Annotated in this window: 19 protein-coding genes and 1 tRNA gene; 13 read left to right on the top strand and 7 right to left on the bottom strand. The window is 70.2% G+C overall.

What is annotated here, in order from left to right; all coding sequences use genetic code 11:
- Positions 1-17: 17 nt before the first annotated feature.
- On the bottom strand, positions 18-1,688 hold the full coding sequence (gene hutU, locus ACFY12_RS17990) for a urocanate hydratase (RefSeq protein ID WP_390716735.1): 1,671 nt from the start codon (positions 1,686-1,688) through the stop codon (positions 18-20).
- Positions 1,689-1,951: 263 nt separating this feature from the next.
- Here hutU and ACFY12_RS17985 point away from each other — a divergent pair, with 263 nt between their 5' ends.
- The 5 genes from ACFY12_RS17985 to ACFY12_RS17965 all read left to right on the top strand — a co-directional run bounded on the left by ACFY12_RS17985 (position 1,952) and on the right by ACFY12_RS17965 (position 6,395).
- On the top strand, positions 1,952-2,461 hold the full coding sequence (locus ACFY12_RS17985) for a hypothetical protein (RefSeq protein ID WP_390716734.1): 510 nt from the start codon (positions 1,952-1,954) through the stop codon (positions 2,459-2,461).
- On the top strand, positions 2,458-2,856 hold the full coding sequence (locus tag ACFY12_RS17980; RefSeq protein ID WP_390716733.1) for a transcriptional regulator: 399 nt from the start codon (positions 2,458-2,460) through the stop codon (positions 2,854-2,856). The genes ACFY12_RS17985 and ACFY12_RS17980 overlap by 4 nt, the downstream gene beginning before the upstream one ends.
- A 92-nt stretch (positions 2,857-2,948) precedes the next feature.
- On the top strand, positions 2,949-3,806 hold the full coding sequence (locus ACFY12_RS17975; RefSeq protein ID WP_390716827.1) for an ABC transporter ATP-binding protein: 858 nt from the start codon (positions 2,949-2,951) through the stop codon (positions 3,804-3,806).
- 59 nt (positions 3,807-3,865) lie between these two features.
- Positions 3,866-4,903: an ABC transporter permease gene (locus tag ACFY12_RS17970; RefSeq protein WP_390716732.1), complete on the top strand. Its 1,038-nt coding sequence runs from the start codon at positions 3,866-3,868 to the stop codon at positions 4,901-4,903.
- A 127-nt stretch (positions 4,904-5,030) separates the two neighbouring features.
- Positions 5,031-6,395 carry a diaminopimelate decarboxylase gene (locus ACFY12_RS17965; protein ID WP_390716731.1) on the top strand — a complete coding sequence of 455 codons (1,365 nt, stop codon included), beginning with the start codon at positions 5,031-5,033 and terminating at the stop codon, positions 6,393-6,395.
- A 137-nt stretch (positions 6,396-6,532) separates the two neighbouring features.
- Here the strand turns inward: ACFY12_RS17965 and ACFY12_RS17960 are convergent, their stop codons facing one another.
- Positions 6,533-7,459, bottom strand: a complete 927-nt coding sequence (locus ACFY12_RS17960) for a MurR/RpiR family transcriptional regulator (RefSeq protein ID WP_390716730.1) — start codon at positions 7,457-7,459, stop codon at positions 6,533-6,535.
- 710 nt (positions 7,460-8,169) lie between these two features.
- Positions 8,170-9,558 (bottom strand): cystathionine beta-synthase, encoded by a 1,389-nt coding sequence (locus ACFY12_RS17955; RefSeq protein ID WP_390716729.1) that lies wholly within the window; start codon positions 9,556-9,558, stop codon positions 8,170-8,172.
- Between the two features lie 212 nt (positions 9,559-9,770).
- Between ACFY12_RS17955 and ACFY12_RS17950 the strand changes: the two genes are divergently transcribed.
- From ACFY12_RS17950 to ACFY12_RS17940, 3 genes are all read left to right on the top strand, one after another.
- A complete protein-coding gene (locus tag ACFY12_RS17950; protein ID WP_390716728.1) occupies positions 9,771-10,790 on the top strand; it encodes an SGNH/GDSL hydrolase family protein in 1,020 nt (339 codons plus the stop codon).
- A 362-nt stretch (positions 10,791-11,152) separates the two neighbouring features.
- Positions 11,153-12,373 carry an acetyl-CoA C-acetyltransferase gene (locus ACFY12_RS17945; RefSeq protein WP_390716727.1) on the top strand — a complete coding sequence of 407 codons (1,221 nt, stop codon included), beginning with the start codon at positions 11,153-11,155 and terminating at the stop codon, positions 12,371-12,373.
- A 749-nt stretch (positions 12,374-13,122) separates the two neighbouring features.
- Entirely contained in the window at positions 13,123-14,106 is a 984-nt protein-coding gene (locus tag ACFY12_RS17940; protein ID WP_390716726.1) for a hypothetical protein, read from the top strand.
- 208 nt (positions 14,107-14,314) lie between these two features.
- Here the strand turns inward: ACFY12_RS17940 and ACFY12_RS17935 are convergent, their stop codons facing one another.
- Positions 14,315-14,698 (bottom strand): hypothetical protein, encoded by a 384-nt coding sequence (locus ACFY12_RS17935; protein ID WP_390716725.1) that lies wholly within the window; start codon positions 14,696-14,698, stop codon positions 14,315-14,317.
- A gap of 98 nt (positions 14,699-14,796) precedes the next feature.
- On the opposite strand from ACFY12_RS17935, the gene ACFY12_RS17930 reads away from it, so the two are divergent.
- On the top strand, positions 14,797-15,024 hold the full coding sequence (locus ACFY12_RS17930) for a DUF4287 domain-containing protein (RefSeq protein WP_390716724.1): 228 nt from the start codon (positions 14,797-14,799) through the stop codon (positions 15,022-15,024).
- Between the two features lie 194 nt (positions 15,025-15,218).
- Here ACFY12_RS17930 and ACFY12_RS17925 read toward each other — a convergent pair whose 3' ends face one another.
- Entirely contained in the window at positions 15,219-16,103 is an 885-nt protein-coding gene (locus ACFY12_RS17925; protein WP_390716723.1) for a Bax inhibitor-1/YccA family protein, read from the bottom strand.
- Positions 16,104-16,870: 767 nt separating this feature from the next.
- Between ACFY12_RS17925 and ACFY12_RS17920 the strand changes: the two genes are divergently transcribed.
- Positions 16,871-19,669, top strand: coding sequence for a CDP-glycerol glycerophosphotransferase family protein (locus tag ACFY12_RS17920; RefSeq protein WP_390716826.1), 2,799 nt, complete (start codon positions 16,871-16,873; stop codon positions 19,667-19,669).
- A complete protein-coding gene (locus ACFY12_RS17915) occupies positions 19,669-20,838 on the top strand; it encodes a glycosyltransferase (RefSeq protein WP_390716722.1) in 1,170 nt (389 codons plus the stop codon). Before ACFY12_RS17920 ends, ACFY12_RS17915 begins: the two co-directional genes overlap by 1 nt.
- Positions 20,839-21,039: 201 nt before the next feature.
- Here ACFY12_RS17915 and ACFY12_RS17910 read toward each other — a convergent pair.
- Positions 21,040-21,121: transfer RNA gene (locus ACFY12_RS17910), tRNA-Leu, on the bottom strand.
- A 472-nt stretch (positions 21,122-21,593) separates the two neighbouring features.
- On the opposite strand from ACFY12_RS17910, the gene ACFY12_RS17905 reads away from it, so the two are divergent.
- Both ACFY12_RS17905 and ACFY12_RS17900 read left to right on the top strand, forming a co-directional pair.
- Positions 21,594-22,376 (top strand): ABC transporter ATP-binding protein, encoded by a 783-nt coding sequence (locus ACFY12_RS17905; RefSeq protein WP_390716721.1) that lies wholly within the window; start codon positions 21,594-21,596, stop codon positions 22,374-22,376.
- A gap of 48 nt (positions 22,377-22,424) precedes the next feature.
- Positions 22,425-24,959 (top strand): ABC transporter permease, encoded by a 2,535-nt coding sequence (locus ACFY12_RS17900; RefSeq protein WP_390716720.1) that lies wholly within the window; start codon positions 22,425-22,427, stop codon positions 24,957-24,959.
- A gap of 61 nt (positions 24,960-25,020) precedes the next feature.
- Here the strand turns inward: ACFY12_RS17900 and ACFY12_RS17895 are convergent, their stop codons facing one another.
- Positions 25,021-26,328, bottom strand: coding sequence for a class I SAM-dependent methyltransferase (locus ACFY12_RS17895; protein WP_390716719.1), 1,308 nt, complete (start codon positions 26,326-26,328; stop codon positions 25,021-25,023).
- Positions 26,329-26,368 lie beyond the last annotated feature (40 nt).

Raw genomic sequence — 26,368 nt, 5'->3', positions numbered from 1 at the left:
CTCGTGGAACGAGGCGGTCACTCGCCCTCGCCTTCGCCCTCGCGCATCGGGATGCGGACGCCGCGCTCGGCGGCCACTTCCTCGGCGCGCTCATAGCCCGCGTCGACATGCCGGATGACACCCATACCCGGGTCGTTGGTCAGCACCCGGCGGATCTTCTCCCCGGCCAGCGGGGTGCCGTCGGCGACGGTGACCTGGCCGGCGTGGATCGAGCGGCCCATGCCGACGCCGCCGCCGTGGTGCAGCGAGACCCAGGAGGCTCCGGAGGCGATGTTGACCATGGCGTTGAGCAGCGGCCAGTCGGCGATCGCGTCCGAGCCGTCCTTCATGGCCTCGGTCTCGCGGTACGGCGAGGCGACCGAGCCGCAGTCGAGGTGGTCGCGGCCGATGGCCAGCGGCGCCCGCAGCGTCCCGTCGGCGACCATCTCGTTGAACCGTTCACCGGCCTTGTCCCGCTCGCCGTAGCCGAGCCAGCAGATCCGCGCGGGCAGGCCCTGGAAGTGGACCCGCTCGCCGGCCATTTTGATCCAGCGGGCCAGCGACTCGTTCTCCGGGAAGAGGTCGAGGATCGCTCTGTCGGTCGCGGCGATGTCCTGGGCGTCGCCGGAGAGCGCCGCCCAGCGGAACGGCCCCTTCCCTTCGGCGAACAGCGGCCGGATGTACGCCGGGACGAAGCCCGGGAAGTCGAAGGCCCGCCGGTATCCGGCGAGTTGGGCCTCGCCACGGATCGAGTTTCCGTAGTCGAAGACCTCGGCTCCGGCGTCCTGGAAGCCGACCATGGCTTCTACGTGCCGGGCCATCGACTCGCGCGCCCGCTGGGTGAAGTCGGCGGGCTTCTCCGCCGCGTACGCGGCCATGTCGGCGAAGTCCATGCCGAGGGGCAGGTACGAGAGCGGGTCGTGGGCGCTGGTCTGATCGGTGACGATGTCGATCGGCGCACCCTCGGCGAGCATCCGCGGCAGTAGCTCCGCGGCGTTGCCCAGCAGTCCGATGGAGAGCGGTTTCCGCTGGTCCCGGGCCTCCACGGCGAGCTGCAGCGCATGCTGGAGGCTGTCCGCCCGCACGTCCAGGTAGCGGTGCTCGATCCGGCGCTCGATGGCGCGCGGATCGCAGTCGATGCAGATCGCGACGCCGTCGTTCATCGTGACGGCGAGCGGCTGGGCGCCGCCCATACCGCCGAGGCCGGCGGTGAGCGTGATCGTCCCGGCGAGTGTGCCGTGGAACCTCTTCGCCGCGACGGCCGCGAACGTCTCGTACGTGCCCTGCAGGATGCCCTGGGTGCCGATGTAGATCCACGAACCGGCGGTCATCTGGCCGTACATGGTCAGGCCGAGGGCCTCCAGGCGGCGGAACTCCTCCCAGTTGGCCCAGTCGCCGACGAGGTTGGAGTTGGCGATGAGCACCCGTGGCGCCCACTCGTGCGTCTGCATCACGCCGACCGGCTTGCCGGACTGGACGAGCATCGTCTCGTCCTGCTTGAGCGTGGTGAGCGTGCGCACCATCGCGTCGAAGGAGCGCCAGTCGCGGGCTGCCTTGCCCGTGCCGCCGTAGACGACGAGCCGGTCCGGGTGTTCGGCCACCTCCGGATCGAGGTTGTTCTGCAGCATGCGCAGCGCGGCTTCCTGCTGCCATCCCCGAGCACTCAGCTGCGTGCCGCGCGGTGCCCGCACGGGTCGCGGTCCCGACATGGGCCGTGCCTCCCTGACGTCGAATGGATCGAGCTATTCACATAGTGGGGCTGCTGAATATCGCCAGTCAACAGGGCGCGGCGACCCGCCCGCCGCGCGCCGCGCTCACCGGCCAACCGCCCCCTAAGGGTGAACCCTCACTCTCCCCCGACTTCCGAAAATTCGACTTGCCTGCCAGGAAAGCTCACGGTAACTTTCCTGGCAGGCAAGTAAACGGGGAACCGTCCGGGCACACCCCGGACCGCCTTGGGGAGGCGATGGCCATGACCACCACACAACTGGACGCCGAACAGGCCTGGCAGGAACTGCAGCGCATCCGCGTACCGCAGGAGCGGGTGTACGACGAGGTCGAGAGATGTGCGCAGGACGACGCCAAGACGACGTACCTGAGCGCCGCGCTCATGTGGGTCTTCCTGGCCACTTCGGGCCTTGACCTGCCCACCTGGGCGTTCTGGCTGGTGTTCACCACGTATGTCGCGCTGATCAGCGCCCTGGCCGTGATCTGCAACCGCCGGTCACGGATGCGACTGCACCGCTCCCGCCACAGCTGGCGTCAGGTCGCCACCCTCATCGGGAGCGCGGTCATCACGGGCACGATCATCGTGGTCTCGGGCCATCTGGTGGAGTCGCTGGCGCTGCCGTTCGGCAGCCTGATCCAGGCCACCGTCTCGGTGGGCTTCTTCGTGCTCTTCGTCGGCCCGGCGAACCGCTGGGCGATCAGCACACTGCGCACCCGAGACGCAAAACCCGTCCAGGCGGAGGCCTGCCGATGAGCACACCCAGCGGCTTCGACGAACTGATCCACCCGTCCACCCGGCTGTCGGTCGTGGCGCTGCTCGCCGCCACGGAGTGGGCCGACTTCTCCTTCATCCGGGACAGCCTCTCGCTCAGCGATTCGGCCCTCTCCAAGCAGCTCCACACTCTCGAAGAGGCCGAGTACCTGGAAATACGCAAGGAGGGCGGCGGCCGCAAACGCCGCACCAAAGTCCGGCTGACGAGCCGCGGCCGCACGGCCTTCGAGGGCCATGTGGCCGCCCTCCGGGCGATCGTCGAGGGCGCCGGCCCGAATGCCGCACCCACGACTCCGGCGCAGTCCGCGCCGGCAGAGACCACAGCACCACCACACCATCACCAGCAAAAGCAACACCACGCGGAGGCGGGCCGATGACCACAGCCGAACAGTGCCCGACCACGACCTCCACACCTGCCGTCGATACCGTGTCCACCGCCCAACCAGTCATCCATATACGCGAATTGCGGATGTCGTACGGCAGCACGGACGTCTTGCAGGGCGTCGACCTCGACATTCACCGCGGCGAAATCTTCGCCCTGCTCGGGCCCAACGGCGCCGGGAAGACGACCACCGTCGAGATCCTGGAGGGCTTCCGGCAGCGTTCCGCCGGTACGGTCCGCGTCCTGGGGACGGACCCGGCACGCGGCGGGGACGCCTGGCGCGGCCGGATCGGCCTGGTACTGCAGCACTGGCGCGACCACCGCCGCTGGCGGGTGGCCGAGCTGCTGGCGCACTTCGCCACGTACTACCCGGATCCGCGCGACCCGGCCGACGTGCTGGCCCTGGTGGGCCTCACGGAGCAGGCCGGCCAGCAGGTCGACCGGCTGTCCGGCGGCCAGCGCCGCCGGCTGGATGTGGCGCTCGCCATCGTCGGCCGCCCCGAGCTGCTCTTCCTGGACGAGCCGACCACCGGCTTCGACCCGGAAGCCCGCCGCGCCTTCCACGAGCTGGTCGAACGGCTCGCGCGCGACGAGGGCGTCACGGTCCTGCTCACCACCCACGACCTGGCGGAGGCCGAGCGGCTGGCCGATCGCATAGCGATGCTGGTCAACGGCCGGATCCAGGCCTGTGGCACCCCGTCGGAACTGGCCCGTCGGGCTGCCGCGGAGGCAGAGGTCCGCTGGACGGCCCCGGACGGCCGGGCCCGCCGCGAACGCACCGCGGATCCGTCCCAGCTGGTCTGGGAGCTCCACCGCGACACGGGCGGGCCGATCGCGGACCTGGAGGTCCGCCGCCCGACGCTGGAGGACACGTATCTGCACATGGTGCACCAGGGCGATGCGGCCGGTGCCGGGGTGCCGGCCGGGGAGCGCCTCAGCGCATGACAGGCATCGGCATCCCGTTCACAGACCGACAGGGGGACAGCAATGACAGGGGGAAAGCGATGACAGCGGCACCGGCCACAACCCACACCACCGGCCCAACCAGCCCGGACGGCACAACCGTTCATCACCAGGACCAGGCCCAGGAACAGGTGCAGGAACAAGTGCAGGACCTGAACCAGGACGGGAACCAGGGCCGGCGCCCGCACCGGGACGGCGGGCCCGCCACGTCCCGCCCGGCCGTACACCGCCGCTACTGGCGTGCCGGATTCCATCGCGGCGGGATCGAGGTGCGCCACCTCCTCCGCAACCCCAAGGAGACGACGGGCCACTTCGCCAACATCGTGGTGGCGCTGGTGCTCGCCGGCTACATCAGCTCCAAGGTGCCCGGCACCCAGGTCCCGATGGCCCATCTGATGCTCTGCGGCTTCGCCGCCTATCTGCTGTTCCAGGTCGGGCTGTTCAACCTCCCGCAGATCCTGGTGACCGAACGGGAGGAAGGCGCCCTGCTGCGGCTGCGCGCCACCCCCGGCGGTATACCGGCCTACCTGGTCGCCAAGGCGCTGCTGGTGGTCGTCATGGCACTCGGCCCCCTGGTGCTGCTGCTGGCCACCGCCGCACTGCTGGTGGACGGTCCGCTGCCGCACAGTCCCGCCGGGTGGCTGACGCTGCTCTGGGTGAGTGTGCTGGGCCTGCTCGCCGTCGTACCGCTGGGCGCGGCGATAGGTGCCGTACTGCCGAACCCGCGCGAGGCGCTCGCACTGATCATGCTGCCCGCGATGGGACTGCTGGTGACCTCCGGAGCGATGTTCCCGCTCACCTCGCTGCCCGTGGTGATCCAGAAGATCGCGTCCGTCTTCCCGCTCAAGTGGATGGCGCAGGGGCTGCGCTCGGCTCTGCTGCCGGACGCCGCGCGCGCCGCGGAACCGGCCGGCTCCTGGGAGCTGCCGACGGTCGCCCTCGTCCTCACCGCCTGGGCCGTCCTCGGCTTCCTCCTCGCCATCCCCCTCCTCCGCCGCGCCGCCCGCCGCGAATCCGGCTCCCGCCTCAGCGAACGCCACCGCAAGGCCACCCTGGCCGGTGCCGCCGGGCCCGCCTGATCCCCGCCACGGCGGAGAGGAGCACCGGGGGGAGCACCAGGGGGAACACCGGGGAGGAGCACTGGGAGGAGAGGCGCGGGGCGGGTTGCGATGGCGCCTGGGGCCTGCCCGGTGGTGGAGTGGAGGTATGAGGGTGATGGACCGGGAGCGTGCCGTACAGGCGGCCGTCGCGCAGGGGCTGGTGGGGGCGGGAGAGCCGGTCGCCGGGCTGCTGGATGTGGACGGGATCCGTCGGGCAGCGGGCGAACTGCGCGCCGCGTTCGAGAAGTTCGTGGCGCCCGGCACCCCGGTGCTGCACGCGTTCGCGGTCAAGGCCGCTTCGCTCGTGCCCGTACTGCGGCTGCTCGCGCAGGAGGGGCTCGGCTGCGAGGTGGCCAGCCCCGGGGAGCTGGCGCTGGCGCGGGCCGCCGGGGTACCGGTGGCGCGCACGGTGCTGGACTCACCCGCCAAGACCCTCGCCGAACTGCGGGAGGCGCTGGCCCTGGGGATCGCCGTCAACGCCGACAATCCCGAGGAACTGGCCCGTATCGACGGGCTGCTGGCCGCCGTGCCGAGTACCGCACCACCCATCGGTCTGCGGGTCAATCCACAGATCGGCGGCGGCAGCATCGGGGCGATGAGCACGGCCACCGACACCTCCAAGTTCGGGGTGGCGCTACGTGACGAGGGCGCCCGCGAGTGGATCGTCCGTGCCGCCCTGGCCCGCCCCTGGCTCACCCGGCTGCATGCCCACGTCGGCTCCCAGGGCATGCCGCTGGAGCTGATGGCCGCCGGCGTACGCACGCTCTTCGAGCTCGCCGAGGAGATCAACGCGAAGGCCGGCCGACGCCGGATCGACACCCTCGACATCGGCGGCGGTCTGCCGGTCAACTTCTCCTCCGACACCACCACCCCGACGTACCGCGAGTACGCCGCCCTCCTGCGCTCGACCGTCCCCGGGCTGTTCTCCGGCCGCTACGGGCTCGTCACCGAGTTCGGCCGCTCGCTGCTGGCCAAGCAGGGCATGGTCCTGGCCCGCGTCGAGTATGCGAAGACGGCGGGTGGCCGCGCCATCGCGGTCACCCACGCCGGCGCGCAGGTCGCGACCCGTACGGTCTTCGCACCCGAGTCCTGGCCGATCCGGGTCGTCGCCTACGATGCCGAGGGCCGCCCCAAAACGGGTGAACCGGTCGCGCAGGACGTCGCGGGGCCGTGCTGCTTCGCCGGCGACCTGGTCGCCGAGAACCGCCCGCTCCCACTCCTGGAGTCCGGCGACCACATCGCCCTGCTGGACACCGGCGCGTACTATTTCTCCACCCATTTCGCCTACAACTCCCTCCCCCGCCCCGGGATTTACGGCTTTTCGGCCGCCACCGACGGCACCGACGGCACCGTTCGCTTCGCGACGATCCGCAGTCCGCAGTCCCTGGACGAGCTGGTGGCGGAGAGCGGCGGCGCGTACGGGGAGGAGGGGGAGGAACTGGGCAGCCTCGGCCTCGGTGGGCAGCGGTAGACGCGGGAGGCGCGCAGGCGCCGTCACTCACGAACAGCCCCGCGCCAACGCCATCGCCATCACCATCACCATCACTACGAACAGCCCCGCGCCGCCGCCGTCACCATCACTCCACGAACAGCCCCGCGCCGCTGCCGTCACTCAACGAACAGCCCCCGCGCCGCCGCCTTCGTGTCGAACTCCTCCAGGCGGGCCTGGGCGTCGGGCAGGTCGTCGCACATCGCCTCCAACAGGACCCGGCCCAGGAGCATCGGGGCACAGGCCGTGTCGAAGGCCAGGCCGGTGCCGACGGGGGCCGGGAGGAGGAGGTCGGTGTGGTGGGCAACGGGGGCGAAGGCGCTGTCGGCGACGGTGATCACGGTCAGGCCGGAGGTCCGGGCGTAGGCGAGGGCGTCGACGACCTCGCGGGGGTGACGGGGCAGGGCGAAGCAGATCAGGGCGCTCGCCCCGGCGCGTACGGCGGCGTCGATGCGGTCGCTGAGCATGGTGCCGCCCTCGTCCAGGAGACGGACGTCGGGGTGGACCTTACGGGCGAAGTAGGCGAAGCCGGCGGCCTGGGCGGTGGCGGCGCGCAGGCCCAGGACGGGCAGCGGGCGGGAGGCGGCGAGCAGGCGGCCGGCTTCGGTCACCGGCGCGGGGTCGGCGAGCGCGGCGGCGAGGTGACGGAGATTGTCGATCTCCACCTGGACGGCCTGCTGGTACTCGTTGTACGAGCCGGTGTCGCCGACCTTCCCGGCGGGGGCGACCTCGCGCAGATGGCGGCGGAGCGCCGGATAGCCGTCGAAGCCGAGCGCGACCGCGAAGCGGGTGACGGAGGGCTGGCTGACACCGGCCAGCTCGGCCAGTTCAACACTGGACAGGAAAGGCGCGTCGGCGGCCCGGCGCACCATGCAGTGTGCGATCCGGCGCTGGGTGGGGGTCAGCCGGTGGCCCTCGAAGAGCTTCTGGAGGCGGGCGGCGGCGCCGGTGTCCGCGCCGCCGGTACCGCCGACACCACCGGCACCGCTGACACCACCGGCACCGCCGCTACCGCTGATGCCGCCGCGCTCCCCGTCCCCGCTCATCGCCTCTTCCTCCCGGCCGGTAGGGGCCCGGTAGGGGCCTTGTCCTGTGTCGACCGACTGTACGGAATTTCTGGCTCGCGCCGGCCCGGACTACACCTGCCGATTCGGACTACCTGCCGAGGCGGACTACCTGCCGAGGCGGACTACCTGCCGGTGCGGACTACGCCTGCCGGTGCGGACTACCTGCCGGTCCGGGCCGGTCCGGGGTACGCACAGCGCTCCACCGGCCGGCCGCCGCGTCTGGGGCCGGTTGTTGCGGGGACCGCCGCACCCCGGCCGGGGCCGGGGGCGGGACGACGGCGGTCCCCGCAAGGGACGCGATCCGGGCCCTGGCCGGTCGTCGCATCCGGGTGGCGATCGTGGAGGTCCGGGAGCCGCTCCGGAGGTCCGTATCGCCGTGCACATGACTGTGCCTGACGCGTGTTAAGTCCGTGCTGCGAGCACATGACGCATACGTACACCTGGTGCTGACGGGCCGTTTCCTGATGGCAATGTGCAGAACACAACAGGGCGCAGAACACAACAGGATGCAGAACACCACAGAACACAGCGGAAACGGCGGCCGCCCTGGGGACAGCCGCCGCCGCTCCGGCATCACTACTCGCCAGCCCTACGCGTCGGCACAACGCGTCAGTCCACGCATCGGCCCTACGCGTCGGCATCGCCGCGCGCCGACGCCGCCACGCGCCGGCGCGCTCCGTACCAGCGCGTTACTTGCCCGCCTCCCGGGCCAGGAACGCCAGCAGGTCCTGCCGGCTCACCACGCCCTTCGGCTTGCCCTCGACCAGGACGACAGCCGCGTCCGCGCCCTCCAGGACCGCCATCAGGTCGGAGACCGACTCGCCCGAGCCGACCTGCGGCAGCGGCGGGCACATGTGCTTCTCCAGCGGGTCGGTGAGGGACGCACGCTGGGCGAAGAGGGCGTCCAGCAGCTCCCGCTCGACGACGGAGCCGACGACCTCGGCGGCCATCACGTCCGGGTGCCCGGCGCCCGGCTTCACGATCGGCATCTGCGAGACGCCGTATTCGCGCAGGACCTCGATCGCCTCGCCGACGGTCTCCTCGGGGTGCATGTGCACCAGCGAGGGCAGCGCGCCCTCCTTGTACTCCAGGACGTCGCCGACCCGGGCCGCGGTGCCGCCCTCCTCCAGGAAGCCGTAGTCGGCCATCCACTCGTCGTTGAAGATCTTGGAGAGGTAGCCACGGCCGCTGTCCGGCAGCAGCACGACCACCACGTCGTCCGGGCCGAGCTTCGCGGCGACCTCCAGCGCGGCCACCACGGCCATCCCGCAGGAGCCGCCGACCAGCAGCCCCTCCTCCTTGGCCAGCCGCCGGGTCATCTGGAAGGCGTCCTTGTCCGAGACCGCCACGATCTCGTCGGCGACCGTACGGTCGTACGCGGTCGGCCAGAAGTCCTCGCCGACGCCCTCGATCAGGTACGGACGCCCGGAACCGCCGCTGTAGACGGAGCCCTCCGGGTCGGCGCCGATGACCTTGACCCGGCCCTCACTGGCGTCCTTCAGATAGCGGCCGGTGCCGCTGATCGTGCCGCCGGTGCCGACGCCCGCCACGAAGTGGGTGATCTTCCCCTCGGTCTGCTCCCACAGCTCGGGGCCGGTCGACTCGTAATGCGAGCGCGGGTTGTTGGGGTTGCTGTACTGGTCGGGCTTCCAGGCTCCGGGGGTCTCGCGCACCAGGCGGTCGGAGACGTTGTAGTACGAGTCCGGGTGCTCGGGGTCCACCGCCGTCGGGCAGACCACGACCTCGGCGCCGTACGCCCGCAGCACGTTGATCTTGTCCGTGGACACCTTGTCCGGGCACACGAAAATGCACTTGTAGCCCTTTTGCTGAGCCACGATCGCCAAGCCCACACCGGTGTTCCCGGAGGTCGGCTCGACGATCGTGCCGCCCGGCTGAAGCTCGCCGGACTGCTCGGCGGCCTCGATCATCCGCAGCGCGATCCGGTCCTTGACCGACCCGCCCGGGTTGAAGTACTCGACCTTGGCCAGGACGGTGGCCTGAATGCCCTTGGTCACGTTATTGAGCCGCACGAGCGGGGTATTGCCGACGAGCTCAATCATCGAATCGTAAAACTGCACGGTGGTCTCCGCGGTCGGGGGCACGCTCTCCTGCGCCCGTACTGCCAGCCTATTGCCCGGATGGAGCGGTGGTCCGACGCGTTGCGTTCCGTGCAGGAACGGGCAACACCCTGTTGTAGGGGTTCTTGCCGATTCAAGAAGCGTGGTGGAAGTACGCGCCACGGCCGCCGGTGGCCGTGGCGCACCCGTACCGCACGGGAGGTGCCCGGCCGATGCCGATGACGATGTCCAGGGCGAGAGTTGCGCGGCGGATCGCGACCGCCGCCGCGTTCGGCGGGGGCGGGATCGGCCTGCTGGGCGCCGCCGCCCTCGGGGTACTGCTGACCGAGGTCCGGCTGGCCCGCCGTACTGTCGGCGGCTCCAGCGACATCCCGCCGTGCGCGGACGGCCGCTACGGCGCCGCCTTCGGCCACCGCACCGACCGCCCGCCGCTTCGCATGGGCTTCCTCGGCGACTCCACGGCCGCCGGCCAAGGCGTGCACCGCGCCTCCCAGACCCCGGGCGCGCTACTCGCCTCCGGCCTCGCGGCAGTCTCCGAGCTGCCGGTGGACTTCCGCAATGTGGCGCTGCCGGGCGCGCAGTCGGACGACCTGGCTCGGCAGGTCGAGCTGATGCTGGCGGGCAACCCCTGGGCGCCGGACATCTGCGTGATCATGATCGGCGCCAATGACGTCACCCACCGGATGCCGCCGGCGCAGTCCGTACGCCACCTGTCCGACGCGGTGCGGCGGCTGCGCGCGGCGGGCTGTGCGGTGGTGGTGGGCACCTGCCCCGACCTGGGCACCATCGAGCCGGTCTACCAGCCGCTGCGCTGGGTGGCCCGGCGGCTGTCCCGGCAGCTCGCGGCCGCCCAGACCATCGGCGTGGTCGAGAGCGGCGGCCGTACGGTCTCGCTGGGCGATCTGCTGGGCCCCGAGTTCGAGGCGCGGCCGCGGGAGCTGTTCGGCCCGGACAACTACCACCCGTCGGCCGAGGGCTACGCCACCGCCGCGATGGCCGTCCTGCCGACGGTGTGCGCCGCGCTGGGGCTGTGGCCGGAGGAGGAACGGCCGGAGCCGGCCCGCGGCGAGGGCATTCTGCCGGTCGAGCAGGCGGCCGCCGAGGCAGCCGCCGAGGGCGGCACGGAGGTCGCCGCCAGCGCCTCACGGGGACCCTGGGCGCTGCTCAAGCACCGCAGGCGGCGCCGGCTGCCCGCGGAGGAGCCGACGGACGGATCACCCGTCACCGGATGACGCGGATCGCCGGCCCGTCACCGGGTGACGCGGATCGCCCGCCTGTCACCGGGTGACGCGACAGGGCGGAGCCGTACTGAGCCGAACCGCGCAGACGAGCAGACTGGCGGACGGGCACACGGGCACACGGGCACACAAGCGGGACGGCACGGACTACCACCCGGCGCCCCACCTCGCTACGGAATACCCGGCGCCCCCACGCCGTTCGCATAAGCACCCGCTTAGAAAAGAGGTCCGCATCACAGGCCGCACGTCGTGACCTCAGCAGTACGTGCGGGTAACTTCCCTCACAGTCCTTCTTTGTGCGCCCCTTGGCGCTTGCCCTTGGCGTTTGCCCTTGTTCTTGTCCTTCAGGAGCCGTGATGCCCGAAGCCGTGATCGTCTCAGCCGCCCGCTCCCCGATCGGCCGCGCCTTCAAGGGTTCGCTCAAGGAGCTGCGTCCGGACGACCTGACCGCGACGATCATCGAGGCCGCCCTCGCCAAGGTCCCCGAGCTGGACCCCCGGGACATCGACGACCTGATGCTCGGCTGCGGCCTCCCCGGCGGCGAGCAGGGCCACAACCTCGGCCGCATCGTGGCCGTCCAGATGGGGATGGACCACCTCCCCGGCTGCACCATTACCCGCTACTGCTCCTCCTCGCTGCAGACGACCCGTATGGCGCTGCACGCCATCAAGGCCGGTGAGGGCGATGTCTTCATCTCGGCCGGCGTCGAGACCGTCTCGCGCAGCGTGAAGGGCAGCTCGGACGGTCTGCCCGACACCCACAACCCGCTCTTCGCCGACGCCGAGGCCCGTACCGCCGCACGCGCCGAGGAGGAGGGCACCAGCTGGCACGACCCGCGCGAGGACGGCCTGATCCCGGACGCGTACATCGCGATGGGGCAGACGGCGGAGAACCTCGCCCGCCTCAAGGGCATCACCCGCCAGGAGATGGACGAGTTCGGCGTACGGTCCCAGAACCTGGCCGAGCAGGCGATCAAGGACGGCTTCTGGGAGCGGGAGATCACCCCGGTCACGCTGCCCGACGGCACGGTCGTCACCAAGGACGACGGTCCGCGCGCCGGCGTCACCGTGGAGGGCGTCGCCGGGCTGAAGCCGGCCTTCCGCCCCGACGGCCTGGTGACCGCCGGCAACTGCTGCCCGTTGAACGACGGCGCCGCGGCGCTGGTCATCATGTCCGACACCAAGGCGCGCGAGCTGGGCCTGACCCCGCTGGCCCGGATCGTCTCCACCGGCGTCTCCGCCCTCTCCCCGGAGATCATGGGATACGGCCCGGTCGAGGCGTCGAAGCAGGCCCTCGCCCGCGCGGGGATGAGCATCGGCGACATCGACCTGGTCGAGATCAACGAGGCGTTCGCCGCCCAGGTGATCCCCTCGTACCGCGACCTGGGGATCGACCTGGACCGCCTGAACGTCAACGGCGGCGCGATCGCCGTCGGCCACCCCTTCGGCATGACCGGCGCCCGGATCACCACCACCCTCATCAACTCCCTCCAGTGGCACGACAAGCAGTTCGGCCTGGAGACGATGTGCGTGGGCGGCGGGCAGGGCATGGCCATGGTGATCGAGCGGCTGAGCTGAACCGAACCGAACCGATCTGAACCGAGCCGGACCGAACCGAGCCGGACCGAACCGAGCCGGACCGAACTGAGTCGGACTGAACTGAGTCGGACTGAACTGAGTCGGCGTGGCTTCCTCGTCCCGCTGAAGGGCGTGCGCGGAGAGATGTGCGGAGAAAACGGACCAACTCCCGCCCCGCGCACACCCTTCGCGGTCACACAGACACGGGCGGCGACGGCAGCGTGAGCCGTATCACGCGTTAACAAGATCGCGACCCAATCTCCCCCAGGATTGTGACCAACGCCCTGGGGGCGAGGCGTTCTTGCAGGTCAGCAAGGGGGCACCCGTACGCAGAAGCCCCCTGGCCCCCAGCATTTCAGGACATAGTGCACCGGCAGCGGTCGCAGATCTCCGGCAGGCTGAGGTAGAAGTCGGAGAACATTCTGCTAACGGGAGTACGCCGGTGAACGAGCCGTCCGTCCGCGCCCTCCGAGTCGTCGGAACCGTCGGAGTCGTCGGAACCGCCGGAGCAGGCCGAGCCGCCACCAGGGTTCGCCCCGTAAGCGAGCGCATCAAGGGGGTCAGCCCCACCGGCGGTCGGGGGATGTCCATGTACGGATGCGCGGCCCGTGGCAAGTGGGCCGCCGAGCGAAGTGAGAAGCACGCATGAGCGAGCGCAGCATGGGGGTCGCCCCGGCCGGAGGCCGGTGGGGAGCCCTGGTGAGGTACGTGTCTCGCGCCCGCGCGGCGGAGCGAAGCGAGGTTACGGCATGAGTGTCAGCACCCTGGTCCTGCCGGTCCTGCTGCTGGCCGCGACCGTCGCCGTGGCACTGGGCGTCGTCGCCCTGCGCACCGCCCGTGCGCTGCGCCACCAGATCACCGAGCTGCACGCGGAGCTCGTCGCCACCCGTCAGGACGCCACCGCGCGCGCCGAGGCGGCACCCGTGGCGGACGCGGCGGACGCGGTCGGCGCGACCATTCCGGCCGCCCGCACCACCCCGGCCGCCGAGACTCCGCTCGCGGACATACGGGCGGCCGTCGCCGACGCGCTGGCGGAGGAGCGGGAACGGGAACTGGCCGAGGCCCGCGCCTTCTGGGCGGCGCAGGAGGCCCGGGACGCCGCCGACGCTCCGTCCCTGCTCGGCGGCCTGGCCGGCCTCGGCGACGACGGGCTGATGGACGCCCGTGCCGAGCAGTGCGAGCTGCCCGAGCGGCCGGAGTTCGACCGGCTCGACCGGCTCGACACCCAGCCGTTCCTGCCCCGCCAGGCGGACTTCGCCGGTATCGAACCGCTGCTGGGCCCGGACGCCCTGGAGCCGGTGGACGCGCTCGACGCCCTGGACGCACCGGAGTTGGAGCCGGTCGAGGAGACCGAGTCCGCCGAGCTGGCCGCCGCCCGCCGCCGCCACCCCTCGCATCCGGACTTCACACCGTCCCCGGTGATCAACGACCATGAGCGCACCGTGGCGCGCCTGGAGGAGCTGGCGCAGGAGCGCACCCCGGTCGCGGACGTCCGTCCCGGCCCGCTGGGCACCCTCGACGTCTATGTCTTCGCCGACGGCACCACGCTCTGCCTGACCCCCGGCCAGCGCGAGGCCGCCGAGCGCGTCGCCGGCGCACTGCAGTCCGGGCGCACCCCGGTGCTGCTGGGCGGCTCCGGGATCTCCGGTGCGTACGCACTGACCTTCTCCTGGGGCGAGAACCGCGACGAGAGCGCCTACATCCTCGCCGACCGCGTCATCGCCTCACTCTGACCTGGTCACTCCGCCCTGGTCACTCCGACCTGGCGCGACACTACGGGCACAGCACGCGTCATGGGGTTTGCCGCTTTCCCCTAAGGGACGGTCGAACAGATCCCCTAGGGGGTACGAGGCCCCCTTGCGGGCCACAACCGGCTGGGGTCGAGAGATATTCCAGGCTCTAGCAGCGCTCGGTCGGGCCCTAGCAGAGCTCGGCCGGGCCCTAGCAGAGCTCGGCCGCGGCGCGGATGAGGCGCAGGGCCTCTGCCAGTTCCTCGGCGGGGGCCACTTTCCGTTCCTCGGCGGGGGCCACTTTCGCGTCAGAGTGCGTCGTTTCGGCGGGCGGGCGGGCGGCCGCGGCCCGCAGGGCCTCGATGAGGTCATGTCCGGCCACGGCGAGCTGGTCTCCGACGGCGAACATCCCGGCATCCGGGAGTTCGCGCGGGGGCGCTCCGGGCCGTTCGATCAGCTGCGCTCGGGCCGCCAACCGGCGTGCCAGCGCGAGCCCTTCGGCGGCCGCGCCTTGGCTGAGCTTGCTCTGCGGCAGCGCTCTGAGGCGATCGGCGAGGGCATCCACGGCAGTCTGCAAAGGGGTCACGTCAAGCACGTCGTGAGACTATGCGCCACTCCCGGGTGGTTGCCAACGGCGGAACGCTCAGGCACGGTGTGCTGAAGAACCAGCATCGACCGCGTCCGGAGGCGCCGATGTCTCAGCTCTTCTCCGAAGAGACCCACCGGAACATGCTCTCCCGTATCCCGCACTGCACCGGCCGGGAAATCTCCGAATGGCTCCGCACCGTTGAAGAAGGCCCCGCCCTCTTCCGTTTCGACGAAAAGGTCAGCTGGCTCCGCGGTGAGCACAACCTCTCCTACGGACACGCCAAGGCGATCGTCCATGAACACGGCCTCTGGCGCGCCGCACGGAAGTTCTGACCCATACGCAATACGCAATACGCAATGCGTGTGACAGCGGAAGACGCGGCACGGGCGATAGCGCGAGGCGCAACGAAGTACCGCGAGGCACAACGGAGTACTACGAGGCACCACGCACAGAGCGCTCCACAGAACGAACGAAGGGCCCGCAGACATCGCGTCTGCGGGCCCTTCGTTCTGCGTCAGGTGTGACGTCAGTCACCGCGGAGGATCGAGATCAGCCGCAGCATCTCCGTGTAGATCCACACCAGCGTCACGGTCAGGCCGAACGCCGCCAGCCAGGACTCCTCACGCGGGGCGCCGTAGGCGATGCCGTCCTCGACCTGCTTGAAGTCCAGGGCCAGGAACAGCGCGCCGAGGACCACGCCGACGAGGCCGAAGGCGATGCCCAGGCCGCCGCTGCGGAAGCCGAGGCCGGCGCCGCCGCCGAACACCATGAACAGCATGTTGACCAGCGACAGCAGGACGAAGCCCATGGTCGCGATCATCACGAAGCGGGTGAAGCGGGCGTTGACCCGCACAATCCGCGTCTTGTAGGCGACCAGCATCGCGACGAACACCGCCATCGTGCCGAGCACCGCCTGCATGGGGGCGCCGCTCAGCTTGGGCAGGTCGTTGATGTGACCGCTGAGCGCGCCGAGGAAGACACCCTCCAGGGCCGCGTACGCCAGGATCAGCGGGGGTGACGGCTTGCGCTTGAAGGACTGGACGAAGCCCAGCACCATCGCGACCAGACCGGCGCCGAGGGCGAAGCCGAGCTTCTCGGTCAGGAACAGCCAGCCGACCGTGGCGCCGACGATGACCGTGCCGAGCGTCAGGCCCGTACGCATGACGACGTCATCCATCGTCATCGGGCGGGACTGCGGCGCGTACTGCGGTGCCTGGGTAACGGGCTGCTGGTCCTGGGCGTACGGGTTGCCGCCCTGGGCGTACGGATTACCGTCGCCCTGTGCGTAGGGGTTGGTGCCGGCGTACGGGTTCGCGGTGGGGGCCCCGGCCTGCGGCGCTGCGTTGAAGCCCGCGTAGCCGGTGTCGCGACTGAAGCCCCGTCGCGAGAAGACCGGGTTGCTGCTCCTCATCCTCACTCCTCCATGGCCGCCCTGCGCGGCCTTGACGGCAAGCGTAATGGCTTGGCAAAGGCGCGTCGCTAATACTTGAGCACGATCTTTCCCTGAATGTGACGTGACGCGTCCGCCATGAGGAGGACGTACGGGAGGGCGCGGACGTGCCCGGAACGGCGGAGTCCGGCCGGCCAGCGGACGAACCTCGCCCCAGCCCCCCCCCAGCTCGCAGCTCGCAGCTCCAGCCCCCCCCCCCCGCTCCGGAGTCCGCCACCAGGAGTCACCGCCGAACCAGAACGCATATTCCCGGCAAGGTCGGCACCGTCCGGTACTTCCCGCCGCTCCCCACCACCCCGCCACGTCACTCCGATACAGAATCCGATGAATGTCTGATGAATGTCCGATTGCAATGATTCGGACAATAGATCGTCAAGCGGGCCGCTCAGTAGATCCGGCCGGAGATCGGGCAAGAGATCACGCAACGGACATCGGCACATCACATGAGGAGCTGCAACCGTTTCGCCGGAGCGTTCGTCTTTCCCTCTAGCCGGAACCCTGTCCGGCGAGCGGATCCCCGAGATGACACGATGGTCGAGATCCGAACACCGGAACACCCGCTCCCGGCACACATAGCGACTTACCGTGCGTAACGCCATGGGTGCGATTGGTGGGAATCCCCGGGAGCGGACGGGTCTATTCTTGGCGGGAACCAGCAGCGAAAGAGGGTTGAGGTGCCTGTGCCTGACGTCTCAGTAGTCGTCATCGTCTACAACGACGCCGACCGGATGCCGACCGCGGTCCAGTCCGTGCTGGACCAGACACTCCGGGACGTCGAGGTGGTGATCGTTGATGACTGCAGCACCGACCGTTCCTACGACGTCGCGCAGAGCCTCGCGGCCGCCCATCCCGGGCGGGTCAGGGCCTTCCAGCTGCCGGAGAACAGCGGTGCGGGCGGCGAGCCGCGCAACGCCGGAATCCAGCACGCCACCGGCCGTTATGTGATGTTCCTGGACAGTGATGACGTCCTGGAACTCAATGCCTGCCGCAATATGGTGGAGGCCGCGGAGGAGACCGGCTCGGACATTGTTTCCGGTCTGTGCGTACGACTCCACAAGGACACCCGTAACCAGAAGCGGGACGAGTGGTATTCGTGGCTGTATTCCACGACGCGCACGCTGGAATCGGTCACCGAATTGCCGGATCTTTTTGTGTGGGACACGCTGTCCACCAACAAGTGCTACCGCCGCGATTTCCTCATCGAGAATGATCTCCGCTTCCCCAAGGGGATGTTCTACGAGGACCTGATGTTTATCGCCGATGCCTATCTCGCGGCGCGGCGCATCACCCTGATCCCCAATCAGGTCTACTTCTGGAACGTGTACACGAAGGCCGCCGTGAAGTCGGTGACGAACCGGCGGCATGAAATGACGAACTACGCGCACCGGCTGGAGATCCACCGGCGCATCGACGCTCTGCTGGCCGAGCGCGAGCTGACGGAGATGCGGCTCGCCAAGGACGTCAAATTCCTCAAGCACGACCTGGTGCTGCACCTGCGGGACCTGCCGTTCCGCGACGAGGCCTACCGCCGGGAGTTCGCCGAGCTGTCGCAGGAGTACCTCGCCGGTATCGACCCGGAGGCGTACGAGCGCGTCCAGCCGATCCAGGCCATCTGCGCGTACCTGCTCCAGCAGGGCGACTGGGAGAACCTGATCCCGGCGGTCGACACCCTCATCAACCGCGACAAGGTCTCCTCGCCGCTGGCCGAGCACAACGGCCGGATCTACTGGTGCGCGAGCCACCTCGACGACGAGTTCGCCCGCGGTGTGCTGGACGTGACCGACACCGGCTACCACGAGAAGCCGGTCAACCAGCTGTTCCTGCGCAACCAGCTGACCCGGTGCGAGGGGTCCGGCGGTTCGGTCTCCCTGGCGGGGCGGATCACCAATCCGCTCGGTGTGATCCCGCCGGACGCCCGCCTGACGGGCGAGCTGGAGTTCAGCGCCCGCCGGCGCAGCCTGCAGTCCTTCCGCTTCCCGGTGCAGGCGCTGCGCCACGAGGGCGACACCGTCCACTGGGAGGCCTCGGCGGACCTCACCGCCAAGCTGCGTCCGCTGGGCATCGTCGACACCATCTGGGACGTACGGCTGCGCCTGGACGTGAACGGGGTGCGCACCACCACCCGGCTCACCGTCGCCGACACCCCGCTGACCGGCGGGCCGCCGGTCCGGCCGCGGCTGACGCGGATGGTCGCCGACCACCTGGAACCGCATGCGTCGGCCCGGGGCCACCTGGCGTTCCGCCTGGTCAGTGAGGGCCGTAACGCCGAGCGGGTGCAGGAGCTGATCACCCGCGGGGTGCAGGGCAAGCCCGGGGCGCTGGCCAAGACCGGCCTCCGCAAGGCGAAGGCACTGCGCAAGAAGGTCACCTCCGGGGACAACAAGCTCCGCCTCTACCACGAGGTGTTCAGCCGGCTGCCGGTCAAGAAGCGCACGGTGGTCTTCGAGAGCCATCTGGGCAAGCAGTACAGCGACAGCCCGCGCGCCATCTACGAGGAGATGCGCCGGCAGGGCCTGGACTTCGAGGCGATCTGGTCGTACTCCGGCTCCACGAAGGACTTCCCGAAGGGCGTCACGCTGGTCAGGCGCTGGTCGCTGCCGTACCTCAAGGCGCTGGCGCAGGCCGAGTTCTGGGTGGACAACCAGAGCTATCCGCTCAAGCTCGCCAAGCGCCCGGAGACCACCTACATCCAGACCTGGCACGGCTCGGCGCTGAAGAACATGGGCTTCGACCAGCCGGCGCTGAAGGCGCAGACCCGGCAGCAGCAGGCGGAGCAGCAGCGTTCCCTGGACCGCTTCGACCGCTTCCTGGTCCGCACCGAGCACGATGTGCACACCCTCGCCAAGGCGTTCCGGCTCCAGGAGAAGACGCTGTTGCGGGTGGGCTATCCGCGCAATGACGCGCTGGTGCACGCCCGGAAGCGGGAAGCGGAACTGGGCAAGCGCGAACGCGGTCCGCTGGCCGCGGAGTTGGGTATTCCCGAGGACAAGACCGTCCTGCTGTACGCGCCGACGTTCCGCAAGCACGGGGGCCGGCACGGCCGTTTCACCCTGCCCTTCGATGTGGAGCGTTTCGCCGACCAGTTCGGTGACCGCTATGTCCTGCTGGTGCGCTCGCACTACCTCAATCATGTGGTGCTGCCGCCGACCGTGCAGGGCCGGGTCATCGACGTCTCGGCGCGTCATGACGTGACGCCGATCCTGGAGCTGGCCGACGGGCTGATCACGGACTATTCGTCGGTGATGTTCGACTACGCGCTGCTCGACCGGCCGCTGGTGTTCTTCACCTACGACTACGACGAATACGTGCACGAGGGCCGTGGTACGTACTTCGATCTGCTGGAGCACGCCCCGGGCCCGGTGGTCCGCACCGAGGACGAATTCCACGAGGCGGTCAAGTCGTTCGAGTCGCAGGCTCTGGATTACGCGCGGAGCCGCAAGGAATTCGTCGCCAAGTTCGGGGAATACGACCGTGGCGACGCCGCCCGGACCATCGTCGATCAGTTCTTCGCGCAGTGGAGCCGTTGATGACCAAGCCGTACGCAGCCGAGCCGCGGGACATCTTCTTCGTCTCCAACAGCGTCAACGAGATGGGCGGCATCACCAGTTGGTCGCACCAGATGGCGCGCCTGTTCAGTGAACGGGGCCACCGGGTGCACCTCGTCGGGATCGTGCCGGCGCCCGAGGGCCGGGCTCATGAGCTCGCCGACGACCTGCCGTTCGCGACCACCACGCTCTACGCCGAGCATCCGCCGACGGTCCGTCCCGCACAGGGCATCCGGGGCCGGCTCAACCTCGTCGAGCAGCGCCGCCGGGCCGCCCGGGAAGCCGGTATGCACGAGCAGGCGGCCAAGATGAGCGCACTGTTCCGGGCGGCCGAGCCGGGCGGGGTGGTGATCGTCACCCAGGTGTGGGCGATGGAGTGGGTGGCGCTGGCCGATACCGCGGGGCTGACGGTGATCGGTATGAGCCACGAATCGTTCGACACCTGTCGTAAGTCATCTCGCTTCGGTCGCGTCAAGCGGTTTTACGCGGACGTCGACCGGATGCTGACGCTCACCCGCGAGGACGCCGACCGCTGGATCCGGCAACGGATGGACAATGTCGGCTTTATGCCGAATCCGCTGCCTTTCTTCCCCGATGTGCCGTCGACTCGGTCCCGCAAGTGCGTGGTGAGCATCGGCCGACTGCACGAGGAGAAGGGCGTCGACCTGCTGCTGGAGGCCTGGGCGAAGGTCGCGCCGCGGCACCCGGACTGGACGCTGCGGATCTACGGCTCCGGCGAGGAGGCGGAGGCGCTGCGCAAGCAGGCCGCGGAGCTGGGAGTGACCGGCAGCATCGAGTGGATGGGGCGTACCAGCGACGTCCCCGGGGCGCTGCGGGAGAGCGCGGTATTCGCGCTGAGCTCGCGCGGCGAGGGCTTCCCGCTGGCCCCCATGGAGGCGATGGCGACCGCGGTGCCGTGTGTGGCCTTCGATGTGGCACCGGGCGTGCACGAGATCATCACGGACGGTGAGGACGGTTTGCTCGCTCCCCCGGGCAATGTCACCGAATTCGCCCGGCATCTCGACGCCCTGATGTCCGGCAAGGACCTTCGGGACAGTATGGGAGAGGCCGCGCGGGAGAACATCCAGCGGTTCGCCACGGCGGAGATCGTCGAGCGCTGGGAGAGCCTCTTCGCGCTCATAGAGCGCTAGCGCACACCCGGGCGCCTTGGCGCACACAGACGAGGAGGGCCGCCGGCATTCACCGGCGGCCCTCCTCGTTTTCCTCGCCGCTGCGAGGCCTTCCGTGTCACCGTGGGGCTTTCCGCGTCGCCGCAAGGCCCCCGAAACGTCGTTGAATTTTCAGTCGATTGCCTCTTCGGCTGCCTCGTCCACCCGCTGCTCGCGGGAGTGTGCCCGGAGCCGGACTTGAACCGGCACGGCCCGTAGGCCAGCGAGGTTTAAGCTCGCCGTGTCTGCATTCCACCACCCGGGCCTGGGGTCCCCCATGCCGTCTCAAAGAGGGCAGCACGAGCGTAGCCCGCGGTGCACGGCGCGTACCGGCCACGCATCCCGAGGTTGTCTTATTTTATTGCCAACTGAGGGGGCATCAGCGCTGGGTACAGGCCTTCGGCACATGCCGGAAGCCTCTCGTCGGCAACACCCGTAGTGGCGCATTTTCGGACTCGAATTGACGGAAACTCGACGCCTTCTTACCGTGCCCTTCACTCTCACGAGTGCCGGTCTCCGGCCGGCACGGACGGCGCCGCACCCTCGGGGGCCGTCTCCTCCCCAGGGATGACCGGGCTCTCTCCGGCTACGCCCCAGGGGTGGTCAAGGACGGTCACAGGGGTTGACGTCCACCCCTCTTCTTCTGGCCGACGATGGAAACGTTCGCTTGACGTCCGCGTCCGCACCCCCCGGCGCCCGCGGACCGCTGGTACCTCGTCCCGACAGGAGCTCCTCCCGTGACCACCCTCCACTCCGGCGTCTCCACCGCCGGCCGCAGCACCACGGTGGCCGCCCGCGCCACGGACCTCACCAAGGTCTACGGACAGGGCGAGACACAGGTGGTTGCGCTGGACGCCGTCTCCGTCGACTTCCGCCAGGCCCAGTTCACCGCGATCATGGGCCCCTCCGGGTCCGGCAAGTCGACCCTGATGCACTGCATGGCGGGGCTGGACTCGATATCCGGCGGCTCCGCCCGGATCGGCGACATCGAGCTGACCGGTCTGAAGGACAAGAAGCTCACCCAGCTGCGGCGCGACAAGATCGGCTTCATCTTCCAGGCGTTCAACCTGCTGCCGACCCTCACCGCACTGGAGAACATCACCCTGCCCATGGACATCGCCGGCCGTAAGCCGGACCGTGCCTGGCTGGACCGCGTGGTGGAGACCGTCGGCCTCGGCGGCCGCCTCAAGCACCGCCCCGGCCAGCTCTCCGGCGGCCAGCAGCAGCGGGTCGCGGTGGCCCGCGCGCTGGCCTCCAAGCCCGAGATCATCTTCGCCGACGAGCCCACCGGCAACCTCGACTCCCGCTCCGGCGCCGAGGTGCTGGGCTTCCTGCGCAACTCGGTCCGCGAACTCGGCCAGACCGTGGTGATGGTGACCCACGACCCGGTCGCCGCCTCCTACGCGGACCGCGTGATCTTCCTCGCCGACGGCCGGATCGTCGACGACATGCCGCACCCCACCGCCGACACGGTGCTGGAACGCATGAAGGGGTTCGACGCCAAGGGCCGCACCAGCTGACCGGCCCCAGCAGCACCACCACCGGACCTCTCTTCCAGGACTGAACCCATGTTCCGTACCGCCTTGCGCAATGTGCTCGCGCACAAGGCCCGGCTGCTGATGACCGTCCTCGCCGTGATGCTCGGCGTGGCCTTCGTCTCCGGCACCCTGGTCTTCACCTCCACCCTCTCCGAAGCGACCCAGGCCAGTTCCCGCAAGGGCTACGACAACGTCGACGTCGCCATCAAGCCACGCTCCTCGGACGGCGGCCCCGGCGCGCCCGGCGCGACCCCCCAGCTCGACCAGAAGCTGCTCGACCGGACGGCCCGGGTGCCCGGCGCCGCCTCCGTCACCGGCACCGTCTCCGGCTTCGCCGCCGTCGCCGACAAGAAGGGCGAGCTGACCAGCGACGGCTTCGCCAGCCGCGGCGCCAACTACTTCCCCGGCGACGACGGCAAGGACGCCCGCTACCCGATGCGCGGCGGTGTCGCCCCCAAGGGCCCGCACGAGTTCGCGCTGGACGCGCACACCGCCGACAAGGCCGGCTACAAGGTCGGCGACACCGTCCGGATCTCCGTGAACGGCCCCGTCCGCGAGCAGAAGCTGACCGGCATCTTCACCACCGACGACGGCGCCGTCGCGGCCGGCGGCAGCCTCGCGCTGTTCGACACCCCGACCGCGCAGAAGCTGTTCGCCGCACCGGGTGAATTCAGCGAGATCGACGTCAAGGCCGCGCCGGGCACCTCCCAGACGGCCCTGAAGGCGGCCGTCGAGAAGGTGCTGCCCAAGGACCGCGCCGAGGCCACCACCGGCAAGCAGCTCGCGGACGAGGAAGCGAAGTTCATCGCCCTGAGCATGAACGGGATGAAGACCGGCCTGCTGGTCTTCGCCGGTATCGCGCTCTTCGTCGGCGTCTTCATCATCGCCAACACCTTCACCATGCTGGTCGCCCAGCGCACCAAGGAGCTGGCACTGATGCGCGCGGTCGGCGCGAGCCGCCGCCAGGTGACCCGCTCGGTACTGGCCGAGGCGTTCGTCGTCGGCGCGGTCGCCGCGGTCACCGGCCTGGCCGCCGGCATCGGTATCGGCGCCGGCCTGCGCGCCCTGATGAACGGCACCGGCGCCACCGTTCCCGACGGTCCCCTGGTGGTCTCCCTCTCGACCGTCCTGGTCTCCCTCCTCGTCGGCATCGTCGTCACCGTCCTGGCCGCCTGGCTGCCCGGCCGGCGCGCCGCGAAGATCCCGCCGGTCGCCGCGATGAACAGCGTCCACGCCACCGCCACCACCAAGTCGCTGGTGGTCCGGAACACCCTCGGCGCGCTCTTCGCCGGCGCCGGTACGGCGGCTGTGCTGGCCGCCACGGGGATGTCCGACGGCAAGGCCATGATGAGCGGTGGCGCGGCGCTCCTGCTGATCGGCGTGTTCATCCTGACGCCGCTGCTGTCCCGCCCGCTGATCGCGCTGGCCGCGCCCGTCCTGCGCGCCTTCGGGGTCTCCGGCAAGCTCGCCCGGCAGAACGCGGTCCGCAACCCGCGCCGTACGGCCGCCACCGCCTCCGCGCTGATGATCGGGCTGACGCTGATCACGGGTATGACGGTGATCGCGGGCAGCGTGCAGAAGGGCATCGACAAGATGGCCACCGACGCGCTCAAGGCCGACTACGTCGTCTCCATGGCCAGCCGCACGCCGCTCTCCCCCGACGTGGCGACGAAGCTCGCGAGCCTGGACGAGGTCACCGCCTCCAGCCCGCTGCGCAACTCCCCCGCCCGGATCGGCGGCGCCCCCGAGTACCTGACCGGTGTCAACGGCAAGGACTTCGGCAAGCTCACCAAGCTCGACTTCACCCAGGGCTCGCTGGGCGAACTGCGCGGTGACCGTGCCGTGGTGGACGACGCCACCGCCAAGGAGAAGGGCTGGCAGCCCGGCTCCCGCTTCCCGGTGACGTTCGAGGACGGCAAGCAGGGCACGCTGACCGTCTCCGGTGTCTACCAGGGCAACGAGATGATCAGGGGCATCGTCCTGGACAACGGCACCCTGGCGCCGCACCAGAAGCACCCCACCGATATGCAGGTGATGGTCAAGACGAAGGACGGCGCCACCGAGGCCACCAAGGACTCCCTGGCCGCGTCGCTCGGCAAGAACCCGGCGATCACCATCAACGACAAGCAGGACGTCTCCAACGCCATCGCCCAGATGTTCAATCTGATGCTGAACATGCTCTACGGGCTGCTGGCCATGGCCGTGATCGTCGCCGTGCTCGGCGTCATCAACACCCTGGCGATGTCGGTCTTCGAGCGCTCGCAGGAGATCGGGATGCTGCGCGCCATCGGCCTGGACCGCCGCGGCATCAAGCGCATGGTGCGCCTGGAGTCGCTGGTGATCTCCCTCTTCGGCGGGGTCCTCGGCATCGGCCTGGGCGTGTTCTTCGGCTGGGCCGCCGGTGAGCTGATCGGCGGCTCGCTGCCGACGTACGAACTGATCCTGCCCTGGGGCCGGATCGGCGTCTTCCTGGCGGTGGCGGCGGTCGTCGGCGTCCTGGCCGCGCTCTGGCCGGCCCGCCGGGCGGCGCGGCTGAACATGCTGGCCGCCATCAAGGCGGAGTAGCGGGCAGAAGCAGAGGTGATGCGGGTGCGCCGGGTCCGGACGGGCCCGGCGCACCCGTGCGTCAGGCCGTCCAGGCCCGCGCCCGCGGCGGCAGCCCCGAAGCGCCCGACTCCGGAGTCCGGACCGCCAGGACCTGGTTGACTCCTATGCGGTTCCGCTCGAAGGACAGGGCCGAGGCCGCCATGTAGAGCCGCCAGACCCGGGCCCGGCCCGGCGAGGTGAGCCGCACCGCCTCGGCCCAGTGCCGCTCCAGGTTGGCGACCCAGCCGCGCAGCGTCAGCGCGTAGTGCTCGCGGATCGCCTCCACGTCCCGCACCTCGAAGCCGGCCTCCTCCAGCTGGCCGGCCGTCCGGCCGACCGGCGCCAGCTCACCGTCGGGGAAGACATAGCGGTCGATGAACTCATCGACGTGGTACGTCTCCTCGTCCGCGAGCGGGCGCCGCGCGATCTGGTGGTTGAGCAGCCGTCCGCCGGGCTTGAGCAGGGCGTACAGCGCGCTCGCGTACTCGGCGTACCGGGTCCGGCCGACGTGCTCGGCCATGCCGATGGAGGAGATCGCGTCGAACGGCCCGTCGTGGATCTCGCGGTAGTCCTGCACCCGGATCTCGATCCGGTCGGTGAGCCCGGCCTCGGCGATCCGCTTGCGGGCGTAGCCCGCCTGCTCCTCGGAGAGGGTGATGCCGACCGCCCGTACGCCGTACTCGCGGGCGGCGTGCAGCACCATCGAGCCCCATCCGCAGCCCACGTCCAGCAGCCGCTGGCCCTCCTTCAGGCCGAGTTTGCGGCAGATCAGGTCGAGCTTGTCGCGCTGGGCGTCCTCCAGCGTCGACTCCGGGCCCTCCCAATATGCGCAGGAGTAGACCATGGACGGGCCGAGCACCAGCTCGTAGAAGTCGTTGCCGACGTCGTAGTGGTGGCTGATGGCTTCCTTGTCGCGCAGCAGGGTGTGCAGCGGTCCGCGGCGGCGCCGGGCCTCTTCGGCGGGTGGTGCGGGCGGTACGGGAGCGCCGGCCAGGGACAGCAGTTCCCGGGCGGCGGCGCGGATCTCGGGGCGGGCCAGGGCGCGCAGGACGGCGGCGCGCCGCGGCGCGGGGGCGGCATCGCGCTCCCAGATCAGCTCGGCGAGCAGATCGAGCGCTTCGTAGAGGTCGCCCTCGACGTCGATGTCACCGGCCACCCAGGCCCGGGCCAGGCCCAGTTCGCCGGGTTTGAACAGCAGCCGGCGCAGGGCGCGGCGGTGGCGGATCACCAGGACGGGGGCGCCCGGCGGACCGGACTCACTGCGATCCCAGGCCCGGATGCGCACCGGCAGCGGGGCTCCCAGCACCTCCTCGGCGAGCTTGGTGAGCCGTCCAGCGGCGTCGGCCATGTCGCACACCTCCGTGTTGACGAGTCGGGGCACTCGGGCG

It is taken from the genome of Streptomyces sp. NPDC001339 (assembly GCF_042895955.1).
In the GTDB taxonomy this organism is placed as follows: domain Bacteria; phylum Actinomycetota; class Actinomycetes; order Streptomycetales; family Streptomycetaceae; genus Streptomyces.
This window is presented reverse-complemented; position numbering and strand designations above follow the sequence as displayed.